The following is a 14,177-nucleotide window of genomic DNA, read 5'->3' on the forward strand; positions in this document are numbered from 1 at the left end:
GCTTTCATAGTAGACCGGCCGCCTAGTGGTCTATTGGTGGTGCGAGCGCTCGCTGGCTATGCGCAGTTGTTTTCGCCAGGGAGAACCCTTGGCGCGCCCACTTGGGTAGCCCGTCACAAAGTAGTGCGTGCGATACTTCTCCGTCATCGCTATCCTGCGCGCGCATTCCATACGACGCCGCCAGGCTCTAGGACGTTGCTAGACATCCGTAAGTATTCATATTTTTCCGAGTCGCGATGAGCGATTCTCACGAGCGGGGGAGACTCTTGCGGCGATTGGGCTATGTCTTGGTTGTGGTGGTGCTGCGCGTCTTCGCGGTTCTTCCCTATGCGCTCGTCGCAAGGCTCGGCAGCGCGCTTGGGGCGGCGTTATATGCACTTCCAGGTTCCCGAAAACATATCGCTCTCGTCAATCTGCGTCTCTGTTTTCCGGGCAAGAGCGAGTGCGAGTACGACGACCTTGCTAAAAACCATTTTCGCCACGTCGTTCGAAGCTATTTCGAACGAGGCATTCAATGGTTTGGCAGCGCGCAGAGGATAGAGAAGCTGGTGCACATCGAAAGTCGAATCGATCTGGAAGACAGGAATGCTCCACCAACCATCTTTCTGGGCTTCCATTTCGTGAGCATCGAGGTCGGCTGCATACTCTACTCAACGCGCCTGCCCGCCGCCTCACTTTATACGCGCATGTCAAACAGGCGCCTTTGCAATCTGGCCAAGCGGCAACGCGGCAGATTTGGCGCCGAGATGATTGAACGTTCGACAAGCGCCAGAAAGATTGTCGGCTTACTTCGGTCAGGCAAACCAGTGATGCTGGCTGCCGATATGGACCACGGCATACACAACTCCGTTTTTGTGCCGTTTTTTGGCGTCCCCGCGTGCACGCTCACTTCGGTTTCGCGCCTTGCCCGACTGGCCCATGCGCGGGTTGTACCATTCGTGACTGAAGTATTGCCCGATTACCGCGGATATAAGCTGACCATCTTTGAGCCGCTCAGCGAATTTCCTTCAGAAAGTGAGACGATCGACGCGCGCCGAATGAATGAGTTTCTTGAGACGCAGATCAATCAGTGTCCAGAGCAATATTACTGGGTACATCGACGCTTCAAGAATCGTCCCCCGGGCATACCAGGCGTGTACTGAGCACACCGTCCGTAAGGCATGAAACCATTCTTGGTTGTGTGCTTCCGTGAGGTAACGCGGTGAGCGTGACTGACAGGCATAGGTCCGCTATCTGAGTGGACCGGACGGTTGAGTGTCCGTCCGAATACTCGAGCGTATGGCCGCTCATGACCGAACCCGATCCGACGCTTCCGGCTAAGTTCGACCCACCGCGGACGGCCACATTTCTCCAGAGCGATCGTTCAAACGCCGCCACTGTTTGCCAAGGGACGACCTCATGACAACGCCGAGGTGCGTTCACTGGACATCGTGCAAGAGCGCAAGACGCGACGGGCTCTCCTGGATAGCCAGACGTTTTCTTATTGCGGCGGAGCCTACAAACGCCGCTTCGGGTTTGAAAATCCATCTTTCGCGGGCTGCCGGCCGGCCCCGAGGCGCAGCGGGTCGTCCATCAGCTTGACCACTGGCCCCATGTCGCTTGCTCGGCGGCGTTGTATTCGAAACGCACGACGACGAGCACGTCTTTGCGGATCGCCACCTTCTCGTAGACAATGCGTCATCTGGGCGTCAGACGGGCGGACGCCACGAAGCCGGACCTGCTTAGCTCATAAGAAACCTCGCATGGCGCACAGCCGGTCTCGTCGTCGCAGCGATTAATCAATACGGGATGTGAATGGCAACTTCTACCGAAAAATATTCGGGACAAGCACGTTACGCGAGCTATCCCAGCCTGGTCGACCGGGTCGTGCTCATTACGGGCGGCGCGAGTGGCATTGGTGCTTCGTTCGTCGAGCACTTCGTTGCGCAAGGCGCACGTGTGGGCTTTCTCGACATTGACACGAACGCGGGAACAGCTCTTGCCGAATCGCTCGGTAACGCGCGCCATAAACCGCTCTTCGTCGCCTGCGACGTCACCGACATTCCCGCGTTGCACGCGGCCATCGCCGAAGTGCGGGCTGCATTCGGACCGATCGAGGTGCTCGTGAACAACGCGGCGAACGATCGCCGCCACACGCTCGCCGACGTTACGCCTGAGTCGTTCGATGCAGGCGTTGCAGTTAACGTGCGGCATCAGTTGTTCGCAGCGCAGGCCGTGGTCGAGGATATGAAGGCCGCACGCGCGGGCTCGATCATTAATCTCGGCTCGCATTGCTGGATGCTCAAGAGCAGCCAGTTCCCGGTTTACGCAATGAGCAAGGCGGCGGTACAGGGCCTGACGCGCGGGTTCGCCAAGGACCTCGGCGCGTATGGGATCCGCGTGAACACGCTCGTGCCGGGCTGGGTGTTGACTGAGAAGCAGCGCAACCTGTGGCTCACCGACGAAGGCCGCGAAGAGATACGGCGCGGCCAGTGCATCGACGAGGAAATGGAGCCCGGCGATCTCGCGCGCATGGCGCTCTTCCTCGCGGCCGACGACAGCCGCATGATCACGTCGGAGGATGTCATGGTGACGGGTGGCTGGTCGTAATAAGGCCGATTCTCCCCCGGCGGCTTCGCCCATTGACGAGCGGTAGTGGCATGGCAACTTCCGAGGAAAGGTTGGCCGATGGTGGAAGCGCGTTCGCGACCTCGCGCAACCAGGCGAGGCCTCGAAGATTGTCGTTAGCTGTTGTTCGAAATTCACGCGCCAATTCCATGGCAGAACGAGGCCAGTGCGCTAGCGCGCTTATTGTGTTTGCTCGAGCGGCCACACCTCGACTACGCCGTATGCGACGGCACACGGCGTAGTCGACACAATCTCCAGCGCCTCCGCCAATGTGGCGGCTTCAATTATGGCAAAGCCAGCTACCGGCAACGAGGAAGACATGAAAGGACCGGCCCTGGTCTCGACACCTCCCTCATTGGGGTTTCGAACCTGAACGGGTGTGCCAGCGATCCCCATCAATACCCCTGATTCGAGGAGCTGTGCGTCATGCGCGTGCGCTGCATCTCGAACGCGCGCATCGGTACGGTCGTATCCTTCGCGGTCGCCGTACCCGATCGTTACGAATTTAGGCATGTATCAGTCTCCCTTGTGAGGGCTCCCCCTGGCGAACTCCGACCAGGGGACTGGTTCAATGCTGTCCCAAACGGCACTTGCCAAATCAAGGTAATGCAGCACCATGTGGCGAATTGTCGACGATTTGGCTGCGAGTATCGACCTTCCGCTCGCGGCCGGGAAGCGCACGACGATCAAGCGGAGCGATCGCCGCAGGCGCTGCCTATCATGCAAAAGAGCATAAACCGGTCCTGAGCGGACTGACGGCATGACGGAAATCGGCCAGTCAGACTGATTGACCCCCTCAACATTCGTTCATTAAACTGAGATCCCTTTTGTGCCGCCAACAAAAGGGATCTCATGCTCAGCCTTACTACACTCGGACTCTTCTCGGGCGCCTGTGCCGCTCTTACAATGACGCCTGGTCCGGACATGCTACTGATAGCGTCGCGGACCGTTAGCCAAGGGCGCTCTGCCGGCTTTGCATCGCTTGCGGGAATTTTGGTGGGAACCTACTGTCACGCAATGGCAGCAGCGTTCGGATTGTCCCGGCTGTTTCTCGCAGTTCCAATTGCCTACGATGTAGTCCGGTTCGCTGGCGCGACCTACTTGCTCTATCTTGCATGGAAGACCTTTCGCGCGTCTCCCGTCCTGAGCACACCGGAAAGGTATGAAGCTCGGTTTCCCACCCGAAAGATTTTTAGGCAGGGGTTGCTGACCAACCTGCTCAATCCGGAGATGGCGTTGTTCGTCCTTGCATTGTTCCCGCAATTCGTGCGCCCTCAGGATGGGGCAGTGGCCTTTCAGATCCTGACGCTGGCGACAGTGCTCAACTGCATCGGTCTGGTCGTGAACGGTGTCGTCATTCTCTTCGCAAATCGACTTAGCCAGCTATGGGCTTGCCGACGCAGTCGCTCGCGAGCTCCTCAATATTTGCTTGCGTCGGTTTTCGCTGGATTGGCAGCGAGACTTGCACTTGCGAGCCGTAACTGAAGACCGGAAGCCAAGGCATTCTTCATTTCGGTCTCGCTAGCAGAAATTGTCGCTGATCAAGGCCGCTCAATCGAATGTCCGTTCATGGCCGCGGATTCAAGCGGTCCTTCGACGGATTTGTGTCTACGGGGTAAATCTTCCGACCGTTGATGAGCAAATCAAGGACTTCATAGTCCTGCACGTAGACCCGCATGATGGCTCGCCCCCGGCTTTGCCATTCCCAATGTACAGGAGCAATGCGCTTTGTCACATTGGCCTCGCCAACTCGGGGAGTCACGCCTACGAAGTTGAAAATCTCGTAAATTGTCGCGCCGAATACGGAAAGCATGGCGACATAGGCAATCGAAACGATGATGCCAGCTGCAATTCTCCCACTCTCGAACACGTGAAATGGGAGCAGCAAAAGACCTGGTAGGTGCATATCGAATCCATACCCGAACATCGAACGATGACATCGTTTCTGCGGCAGCCGGGAGTAAAGCTCAAGAAATCGACCGGATGGCCGCTTTGGAGATGCAGCCGACGCCTGCGCGTCGCGGCGACGCTTCCGGAGCCGTCACATTGTTGGCCGAACACGGTCCGATGAGGAGCGGCTGAGGTTGACCCGGAGGAGACATCCATCGCCGCCGAAAGCGGTCATCCACGACAACGCTACGCCATAATGCCTCACGCCTGAGCTTAGCGAGCTACGTCAATGAAAATCGGTTGTGTTTGTGGTGTGGCCATTGTCGACCAGACCGACTATCTTCCCCATAAGGCCCATCTAGTGGCCGATCAAGATTGGGAGGATTTTGCCGAGTCAAGTCAAACCCTCGGGCGGATCGATCAGACATTCGTGCGGCATTGCTATCAATGTGTGTCGTGCGGCAGACTATACGTCGACGATCATAATCGTAAGCTGGTCCGTTTCATTCCCGAAGCGGAGGGTGCACGCCAGACACTGGGATCCATCAAGGGCACGCTTTGGAAGGCACCATTGATTGGTGCCTGGACTTCAGACCCTCCAGCTGGCAAGCCGAGTGGAGCTCTGTTTTGCGCTGGAACAAACGGGGTCGCCGAGCAATATGACACCTGGGAAGAACTAGAGCAGGCTTATTTTGAGCTATTCAATCGTCTGAAAGGCATGGGCCTGCTTAGATCGGCGCTGCTTCGTAAAGGCGGTGCTCAGATCCATTTCTGGCTGCACAGTGACCGTTGACAATACGGGGCCACGTCGTTCCCGGGATTCGCAATTCGTTCAGTTTCAACGGCTTCTCGACTGACTGTTACTAGCCGGAACCGTTCTACTGACGATCTTCTGAAACGATCTCCCGCATACGCCCGAAGTGCATCGGAGCATAGGTAGCAACATGACTGATAAATCTGCCCCCCAGGTCTAAGATTTCCGTAAGACAAGCAAGGAGGCGCCATGGCCAACTTTGGTAACGACACTCGCTTCGCCGGCTCGATCCCCGATATCTATGACAGTCACCTTGTTCCGCTGATCTTCGAACCCTACGCCGCGGATCTCGCGAAGAGGGTGGCCGCGCTTCATCCGTCACGCGTACTTGAGACCGCAGCCGGCACTGGCGTAGTGACCCGCGCGATGGCACATGCATTGCCCACACATGTCGACCTTGTTGCGACTGACTTGAATCAGCCGATGCTCGATCGGGCGGCGGCGATCGGCACCGCAAGGCCGGTAACGTGGCAACAGGCAGATGCAGCCCGGTTGCCGTTCGACGACGCGAGTTTTGACGTCGTCGTCTGCCAGTTCGGGACCATGTTTTTCCCGGACAAAACGCGCGCGTTTTCCGAAGCTCGGCGCGTACTCCGACGCGGCGGCTGGCTGCTGTTCAACGTCTGGGATCGCATCGAGGAAAGCGAGTTTGCCAATACCGTCACGGCGGCGCTTACCGACCTCTTCCCCGCGGACCCACCTCTTTTCATGGTACGCACGCCGCATGGCTACTTCGACCGGCAGATGATTTCGCGCGACATCGCGGATGCGGGCTTCAGTGCGGCATCACGCATCGAGACGATTGCAGCGCGTAGCCGAGCCGTATCGGCTCGCGTGCCAGCCATAGCGTATTGCCAGGGAACGCCCTTGCGCAACGAAATTGATGCCCGTTCTGGAGCAAGTCTTGAGGACGCTACGTCAGCGGCCGTGGCTGCGATCGCCAGGCGATTCGGTACGGGGCCGGTCGACGGAAAGATCCAGGCACACGTGGTTATCGTCCAGCGCTGAAGCCTTGCCGGAAGGTCGAGGCTGAACGCTCGTCCGCTACGTTGCTGGTACAGGGGAAACATGGGTGCGTCGGGATCACGCGGCGCTTGCCGATGCGTGTCGGCGATGCGCCGCCCGCGGCATGGCCGGATCAGGCGGCCGCGCAGCCGCTCCGCGCGTAACGTCTAGAAGCTCATCGCAAACCCGAACGACACGCCATGCACGTTGTTGCCGAACACGTATCGCACCATCGCGCGTGTGCGGGTGACGATGACCGGATATTTGCTGCTGTCGAGTTCCAGCCCGACGCCTACTGACGCAAGGTCGTTGAATCCCAGCACGCCGGCGCTGTCGCCGAAATAGTGCGAGTACGCGGCTTCGAGCACATAGCGGATGGGCCGATCGAGCGCATGCCAGCCGGTCGGCGCGCGCCAGCGTGTCCACAGGCTGATCTGCTGTGCCATCGCCGAACCTTGTACCCCCGCGGACGAACTGCCGAAGCTGCGTAGATAGATGTCGGTGGCGCGCAATTCCGCATCGATTTCATAGTTCTCGCGGTAATGCTCGTAGTCGAGCATCAGCGAGCCGCCATAGCCGTAAGCGTTCAGCGAGCCGTTTTCGAGAAACTGCAGGTCGGTGCCGGCTCGCTCGTTGAAGATCGTTTGCCCGATTTTCAGATCGCTCGACACGCGGCCAATCGTACCGTTGAGGATCGGACGGAATACCAGCTCGTCGGTGATCGGGAAATCCCAGCCGATGCCGACCGTGCTGCTGAACGTGTTCCATTTCGTCGGCACCGAACGCTGCTGCGCGCCATTCGTCGCGATAAAGATCGGATCGTAACGGCTGTAGGCGAGCGTGCCTTCCAGATACAGCGGAAACTTTTTGCTGAGCGTGAAGCCGCCGCCGAACTGGGTCTGGCCGAAGCCGGGGTTGCCGGTGCCGGCGCTGTTGATCGACAGGTTACTGGTCGTCACGTCGGGTACGGTCGTATAGGTCATGATCGCGAGCACGGCGTCGGCGTGCTGCTTCACGTTGCCGAGGATCACAGTATTGCCCGGTGGTTGACCCGGCGTGGACTGGGCTTGCGATGCACACGGCGACAGCATCGCAAGCAGGCCCGCGCAGGCGGCCATCCGTGCATACCGTGTCGCTTGCCGATGGCGACTTCGACGTCCGAGGTGGCGTTGCCGGCGCTGACGCGAATGGGCAACAGAGGTAACGGACCGATCATCCATCACACATTCCTGTTGTTGGAGCGCTGTTTGCACCGGCGTCGCGGGCGAGGTTGTGAATGAAGTACTTTCTGTCGACGCGTCGATCCGACGGGCGAACATGGCGTCACGATTTCGAATCGTTGGTCAGAATTCGCCGTCGGGATATGAGACCAAAGTCCAATTGATTCTTTGCGTGCGCGCTCCGATAGTTGAAATCACCCTGCCTTCGAGGCATGGGCCATTCCAGCTATCACGGTGACGGGCACGCCGGTTCGCCGTGAGCCGACCATCGAGGCGACTAGCGCGGAGACCAGTGATGCTGCACACACCGACTAACTCACGCGTGTTGTCCAGAGAACTTCTCGACGTGCTGATCCGCGCCGGCTTGATCGCGGTGCTGGCCTCGTTCTGCTTCCGGATCTTCGCGCCGTTTCTGAACCTGATGGTCTGGGCGATCATTCTCGCGATCACGCTGTATCCGCTTCAGGTCCGGCTGCGCGGTCCGCTAGGCGGCAAGGACGGCTTGATCGCCACGCTGATCATCCTCGTCGCGTTTACCGTGATTCTCGTGCCGACCTACCTGCTGGGCGTCGCGGTTGCCGCATCGATCGAGCGCGCGATGGAGGTCTTCAAAAGCGGCAGCTTCCAGATTCCGCCGCCGGCCGAGTCGGTGGCTGCGTGGCCGCTAGTGGGCCAACGCGTGTACGACTTCTGGGCGCAGGCATCCACCGATCTCACCGGGCTCTTGCAAAAGTTCGCGCCGCAACTCAAGGAGCTTGGCCTTGCTTTGCTCAGTGCGGTTACCGGTCTCAGCGCGGGGCTGCTGGTGTTCTTCCTCGCGCTGATCGTCGCGGGCATTCTGATGGCGCACGGCGACAAGGGTTATCACAGCACCGTGCAGATCGCGTCGCGCATCTCCGGCCCGGACAACGGCCGGCAGATCGCCGATCTGTGCACGGCCACCATCCGCGCGGTGGCGCAGGGGGTGGTCGGCATCGCCTTTATCCAGATGCTGCTGATCGGTGTCGCGTTCGTCGTGATGGGCATTCCGGCCGCGGGTCTGCTCGCGCTCGCGGTGCTGCTGATCGGCATTATGCAATTGCCCGCCACGCTGATCACGATACCGGTGATCGTCTTCGTGATCGTGACGAAGGGCGTGAGCACCGCGACGATCATCTTCTCGGTCTATGTGTTCGTCGCCGGTCTCGCCGACAACGTGCTGAAGCCGCTGTTGCTCGGGCGCGGCGTTGCGGTGCCGATGCCGGTCGTGCTGATCGGCGCGCTCGGCGGCATGGTGACGGGCGGCGTGATCGGCCTGTTCATCGGGCCGGTGATGCTCGCGGTGGGTTACCAGCTGTTCTGGCGATGGGTCAAAGATCAGCCGCAAGCCGAGCGGGTGCAGCAACGAACGCCATCGTGATGTTGTGGGAATCACGCGGTGCCGCGTTCAACGCATCGAAAATGAAAAGCGGTGGCAAAACACCCGCGAATTTTCCCGCCAGGCGCTTTACCACCGCTTGATGTCCAAGCCTTACTTGATCGCCTGGATTTCGTCGGCGATCTGCTTCATCTGCGGGGTCTTTTCATACTTCGCCCACACCGGCTGCATCGCCTTCACGAAGGCCGCGCGATCGACCTGCGAGGCCGGCACGATCGTTGCGCCGCCGCTCGTCACTGTCTTCTGCGCGTCGGCTTCGCGCGCGGTCCACAGCTTCTGGTAGTACGGCACCGAATCGGCTGCCGCCTTCTTGATGATCTGTTGCTCTTGCGGGCTCAGCGTGTCCCACACCTTCTTCGAGAACACCAGCACTTCCGGCGTCATCGAGTGCTGGGTCTCCGAATAGACCTTCGCGACTTCGTAATGTTTGCCTTCTTCGTAAGTCGGGATGTTGTTCTCGGCACCGTCGACGAGGCCGGTCTTCAGGCCCGTGTACACCTCGGCGGTCGGCATCGGCGTCGGAATGCCGCCCATTGCCCTGATTTCGTCGACCATCAGGTCCGACGGTTGCACGCGCACCTTCAGCCCCTGCATGTCAGCCGGCGACTTGATCGGTTTCTTCGCGTACATCGAGCGCGCGCCGCTCTCGTAGAACGCCAGTGCGATCATGCCCTTCGCGGTGAACGCATCGAGGATCTTCTGGCCTTCCGGGCCGTACATCACCTTGCGGAAATGGTCGATGTCGCGGAACAGGAACGGCAGCGACGGGATCATCGATTCCGGCACGATCTCGTTGAATGCGGCGCCGTTGGCGCGGGTCATGTCGAGTGCGCCGATGCGAACCTGGTCGATCGTGTCGGTTTCGGAACCGAGCGCGCTATTGCCGAAGACCTTGATTGAATCCTTGCCGTCCGTCGCCTTGCTGATTTCCTCGCCCATGTGCTTGACGGCCATGTTGGTCGGGAAGGTGTCGCCGTGCACGTCCGCGGAACGGAACACGCGCGCTTCAGCCGACATCGTGCCGAACGCGAGCGCCGCGGCCGCGACGATCATCGGAACACGGGAAGAGGCAAATTTCATTTTCGTCATGAGAATTTTCAAAAAGAGAGCATCCGACGGAGGGCAGATGCCGCGGCGTGATGGGTCTAATACGCCGCGCGGCTGAGAAAAAAGGCGCGGCATTGTTCAGTGCCAGCACCTTCATTTAAACGGGGCTTTGCGAACCGGCCAGTGTGATCTGTTTTGAAAGACAAGTCGGCAAAGTTGTACGATAACTTACAAAGTCTATACGCGGCGACAGAAGTTGTACATACCGTGTTTACCCGTGAATGAACGTGCTAATCGGAGTAGTGGGCGCTTATCTTCTTGATGACGATTTGCGTACCGTTGACGGAGATTCTTAGCTTGCGAGCGCGTGTGATAGACATTGTTTTCGTGAGGAAAACAATAGCGGCAATGAAGCGCGGCTTTGACGAAATGTTGTCAGATGACAGTTATCAAAAAGGCTAACGAACGAAAGGTCCGCACGATGACAACACGCGGCGCAGATCGCCGCGCAAGTCACCGCATTTGCCCATTCAACGTCGCACGCGCGGCGCCTTCCAGTTCGATCGCCGAGCGAATTCGACGAACGAACTCAGATAGTCGATCTCCGCATCCGCGTCGCGCGTGCCGAGAAAAATCTGCTTCGCGATGCCTTCCTTGCCGAGCTTTACGCTGACCAGCGGCATACGGTCCGCGTATTCATCCGCGAGCCATCTCGGCAGCGCGGCAACGCCGCGGTTGCTGGCGACCATCTGCAACATGATGTCGGTGGTTTCGATCGTCTTGTGGCGGCGCGGCGTGACACCGGCTGGCCGCAGAAACTGGTTGTAGATGTCGAGCCGATCCGTTTCCACCGGATACGTAATCAGCGTTTCATCGCTCAGTTGTTCTGGCTTCACATAGCGCACGTTCGCGAGCCGATGACCTTCGGCCACGACCAGCACCTGCTCGTAGTCGAACACCGGCTCGAAGCTCAGGCCGGGGCGCAACAGCGGATCGGGCGTCACCAGCACGTCGACGTCATAGCCGAACAGCGCGCCGATGCCACCAAACTGGAAGCGCTGTTTGACATCGACATCGACGTCGGTCCAGCGCGCCAGGTACGGCGACACCACTTTGAGCAGCCACTGATAGCACGGATGACATTCCATGCCGATGCGCAGCGTGCCGCGCTCGCCGTTCGCGTACTGCTTCATGCGTTCTTCGGCGAGTTCGAATTGCGGCAGCAGCCGTTCGGCGAGCGACAGCAGATAGTGGCCCGCCTGCGTGAGCCGCAGCGAGCGGCCCTCGCGGTCCCAGATCGGCGTGCCGAGTTGCTGTTCGATCTTCTTGACCGTGTGGCTCAGCGCCGATTGCGTCAGAAACAGCGCGCCGGCCGCCGCTGTGAGCGACCCCTGGCGCGCGACCTCGCGGACGATGACGAGATGAATACGTTCGAGCATGACGCGGACTCCCTAAATGCGTCCATCTGGTGAATGAACAAAACTAATCGATGAATGAAATAATGCCATTTTATTTCATCGATGGATCGCTCTATCATCGCTGCCAATTCGTACGTTTCTGAATGCATTTCTCTACCGAATGGCAGCGCATATGGTTACCACACACAATCTCGGCTTCCCGCGCATCGGCGCTAAACGCGAACTCAAGTTCGGGCTGGAACGCTACTGGAAGGGCGAATCGTCGCGCGATGAATTGAAGGCGCTCGGCGCGCAATTGCGTGAGCGTCACTGGAACGATCAGAAGGGTCTCGATTTCGTGCCGGTTGGCGATTTCGCGTTCTACGACCAGGTGCTCGACATGAGCTTTACGCTCGGCAATCTGCCGGAGCGCGTGCGCGGCTTTCATGGCGACAAGCTCGACAACTACTTTCGCGTCGCGCGCGGCCGTTCCGCGCAAGGAACCGAAGAGCACGCCGGTTGCTGCGGCGGCGTCGCGGCCGGAGAAATGACGAAGTGGTTCGATACGAACTATCACTACATCGTCCCCGAATTCACCGCCGATACGCAGTTCAACCTCGATACGTCGGGCTTTCTCGAACAGTTGCGCGAGGCACGTGAGCAGGGCGTGAAGGCAAAGCCCGTGATCATCGGTCCGATTTCGTATCTGTGGCTCGGCAAGGCGAAAGACGAGTTCGACAAGCTCGCGCTATTGCCGCGCATCATGCCGGTGTATCGCGCGCTGCTCGACTACTTCAAGGTGATGGACGTCGAGTGGGTGCAGATCGACGAACCCATTCTCGTGACCGAACTCGATCAGGCTTGGCGCGATGCATTCGTGACAGCGTACGAGGGCTTCGAAGAGCGCGGCGTCAAGCTGCTGCTCGCGACGTACTTCGGCCAGTTGAAAGAGAACCTGGACCTCGCATGCAAGCTGCCGGTGGACGGTCTGCATATCGATGCGATCAACGCGCGTGACGAAGTCGCACTGGCCGCGCAAAAGCTGCCCGCGCACAGCGTGCTGTCGGTCGGCGCGATCAATGGCCGCAACATCTGGAAGACGGATCTGAATGCCGCGCTCGAATGGCTCGCACCGCTCGCGCAGCAACTCGGTGAGCGTCTGTGGATCGCGCCGTCATGCTCGCTGCTGCATGTACCGGTCGATCTCGCGAGCGAACAGAAACTCGATCCGGAAATCCGTTCGTGGCTCGCGTTTGCGTTGCAGAAGCTCGATGAATTGCAAGTACTCGCGAGCGCGCTGAACGAAGGCCGCGACAAGGTCGCCGATGCGCTCGCAACGAATGCCGCCGCGATCGACGCGCGTCGCAACTCGCCGCGTGTGAACAACCCGGCGGTGAAGGCCGCACTCGCGCGTATCGACTCGAAGCTCGGCGATCGTCAAAACACGTATGCGCAGCGTGCATCGAAGCAGGCCGCGTTGCTGAAGCTGCCGGCCTATCCGACCACGACGATCGGCTCGTTCCCGCAGACCGCGCAGATTCGCGAGGCGCGCAGCCAGTTCAAGAGCGGCGCGCTCGATGACGTAGGCTACCGTGCCGCGATGTGCGCAGAGATCGAGCGCAGCGTGCGCGAGCAGGAACAACTCGGCCTCGATGTACTCGTGCATGGCGAAGCCGAACGTAACGACATGGTCGAGTACTTCGGCGAGCAGCTCGATGGCTACGCGTTCAGCCAGTTCGGCTGGGTGCAGTCGTACGGCTCGCGCTGCGTGAAGCCGCCCGTTCTGTTCGGCGACATCAGCCGGCCGAAGGCGATGACGGTCGAGTGGATCACGTACGCGCAATCGCTGACCGACAAGCCGATGAAGGGCATGCTGACCGGCCCGGTGACGATCCTGAACTGGTCGTTCGTGCGCGACGACCAGCCGCGCTCGGTGTCGTGCTACCAGCTTGCATTGGCGATTCGCGACGAAGTACTGGATCTCGAGAAGGCCGGCGTGCGTGTGATCCAGATCGACGAGGCCGCGCTGCGCGAAGGTCTGCCGCTGCGCCGCGCGCAATGGGACGAGTATCTGCGCTGGGCGGTCGAGTCGTTCCGTATCACGGCGAACGGCGTGGGCGACGAAACGCAGATTCACACCCATATGTGCTATTCGGAGTTCAACGACATCATCGCGTCGATCGCCGATATGGATGCGGACGTGATTACGATCGAGACGTCGCGCTCGGATATGGAACTGCTTGATGCATTCGATCACTTCAACTATCCGAACGAAATCGGTCCGGGCGTGTATGACATTCACTCGCCGAACATTCCGACCGAAGCGCATATCGTGCAACTGATGGAGAAAGCGGCGGAGCGCATTCCGGCCGAGCGTCTGTGGGTGAATCCGGATTGCGGGTTGAAGACGCGCCAGTGGGCGGAGGTGGTGCCGGCGTTGACCAATATGGTCGCCGCGGCGAAGACGTTGCGGGCGCAACTGCGCTAGGCGACGCGCTGGTCGCTGCTCGGGTTCGCGTCTTCGTGTTGGTAGCCTGTCAACGCGGAGACGACAGATACCGTTACTGTTACAGGCCATGGCTTCGCGCACGCGATGGCGGGTGACGTACGGTACGGTATCTGGACGACTCGAAGAAGGAGACCCTCTTTGTACTCATTGCGGTTTCTCGTTTGCGCATTACCCGCTGTTTTGAGTGTTCTGTCGGCGTCGGCGTCGGCGTCGACAGTCGCGGCTGCGAGCGCGAGCGCTGGGCATAGCGCGGATCCTGCTTCTGCCACGA

12 protein-coding genes are annotated in these 14,177 nt (G+C 59.6%); 7 read left to right on the forward strand and 5 right to left on the reverse strand.

Annotation, left to right across the window (positions count from 1 at the left end):
* Positions 1-236: 236 nt before the first annotated feature.
* Positions 237-1,142, forward strand: coding sequence for a lipid A biosynthesis lauroyl acyltransferase (locus L0U82_RS19910; RefSeq protein ID WP_233833778.1), 906 nt, complete (start codon positions 237-239; stop codon positions 1,140-1,142).
* A gap of 652 nt (positions 1,143-1,794) precedes the next feature.
* Positions 1,795-2,589, forward strand: coding sequence for an SDR family NAD(P)-dependent oxidoreductase (locus L0U82_RS19915; protein ID WP_233833780.1), 795 nt, complete (start codon positions 1,795-1,797; stop codon positions 2,587-2,589).
* A gap of 198 nt (positions 2,590-2,787) precedes the next feature.
* On the opposite strand, the gene L0U82_RS19920 is transcribed toward L0U82_RS19915, so the two are convergent.
* Complete coding sequence (locus L0U82_RS19920) at positions 2,788-3,120, reverse strand: YciI family protein (RefSeq protein WP_233833782.1); 333 nt, start codon at positions 3,118-3,120, stop codon at positions 2,788-2,790.
* A gap of 339 nt (positions 3,121-3,459) precedes the next feature.
* Between L0U82_RS19920 and L0U82_RS19925 the strand changes: the two genes are divergently transcribed.
* Positions 3,460-4,092: a LysE family translocator gene (locus L0U82_RS19925; protein ID WP_233833784.1), complete on the forward strand. Its 633-nt coding sequence runs from the start codon at positions 3,460-3,462 to the stop codon at positions 4,090-4,092.
* 82 nt (positions 4,093-4,174) lie between these two features.
* Here the strand turns inward: L0U82_RS19925 and L0U82_RS19930 are convergent, their stop codons facing one another.
* On the reverse strand, positions 4,175-4,513 hold the full coding sequence (locus tag L0U82_RS19930; RefSeq protein ID WP_233833786.1) for a hypothetical protein: 339 nt from the start codon (positions 4,511-4,513) through the stop codon (positions 4,175-4,177).
* A gap of 273 nt (positions 4,514-4,786) precedes the next feature.
* Here L0U82_RS19930 and L0U82_RS19935 point away from each other — a divergent pair, with 273 nt between their 5' ends.
* Both L0U82_RS19935 and L0U82_RS19940 read left to right on the forward strand, forming a co-directional pair.
* Positions 4,787-5,290, forward strand: coding sequence for a hypothetical protein (locus L0U82_RS19935; protein ID WP_233833788.1), 504 nt, complete (start codon positions 4,787-4,789; stop codon positions 5,288-5,290).
* 210 nt (positions 5,291-5,500) lie between these two features.
* The gene (locus L0U82_RS19940; protein ID WP_233833790.1) at positions 5,501-6,319 is read left to right on the forward strand and encodes a class I SAM-dependent methyltransferase; all 819 of its coding nucleotides are present in this window, start codon (positions 5,501-5,503) and stop codon (positions 6,317-6,319) included.
* Positions 6,320-6,483: 164 nt separating this feature from the next.
* Here the strand turns inward: L0U82_RS19940 and L0U82_RS19945 are convergent, their stop codons facing one another.
* A complete protein-coding gene (locus L0U82_RS19945; protein WP_233837420.1) occupies positions 6,484-7,407 on the reverse strand; it encodes a hypothetical protein in 924 nt (307 codons plus the stop codon).
* A gap of 424 nt (positions 7,408-7,831) precedes the next feature.
* Between L0U82_RS19945 and L0U82_RS19950 the strand changes: the two genes are divergently transcribed.
* A complete protein-coding gene (locus L0U82_RS19950; protein WP_233833792.1) occupies positions 7,832-8,935 on the forward strand; it encodes an AI-2E family transporter in 1,104 nt (367 codons plus the stop codon).
* Between the two features lie 111 nt (positions 8,936-9,046).
* Here the strand turns inward: L0U82_RS19950 and L0U82_RS19955 are convergent, their stop codons facing one another.
* Together L0U82_RS19955 and L0U82_RS19960 are read right to left on the reverse strand one after the other, a co-directional pair.
* Positions 9,047-10,033 carry a TRAP transporter substrate-binding protein gene (locus L0U82_RS19955; protein ID WP_442793690.1) on the reverse strand — a complete coding sequence of 329 codons (987 nt, stop codon included), beginning with the start codon at positions 10,031-10,033 and terminating at the stop codon, positions 9,047-9,049.
* Positions 10,034-10,530: 497 nt separating this feature from the next.
* Positions 10,531-11,439, reverse strand: coding sequence for a LysR family transcriptional regulator (locus tag L0U82_RS19960; RefSeq protein ID WP_233833795.1), 909 nt, complete (start codon positions 11,437-11,439; stop codon positions 10,531-10,533).
* Positions 11,440-11,590: 151 nt separating this feature from the next.
* Here L0U82_RS19960 and metE point away from each other — a divergent pair, with 151 nt between their 5' ends.
* Entirely contained in the window at positions 11,591-13,885 is a 2,295-nt protein-coding gene (gene metE, locus L0U82_RS19965) for a 5-methyltetrahydropteroyltriglutamate--homocysteine S-methyltransferase (RefSeq protein ID WP_233833797.1), read from the forward strand.
* Positions 13,886-14,177: the final 292 nt, after the last annotated feature.

The sequence above is a fragment of the Paraburkholderia sp. ZP32-5 genome (assembly GCF_021390495.1).
In the GTDB taxonomy this organism is placed as follows: Bacteria; Pseudomonadota; Gammaproteobacteria; order Burkholderiales; family Burkholderiaceae; genus Paraburkholderia.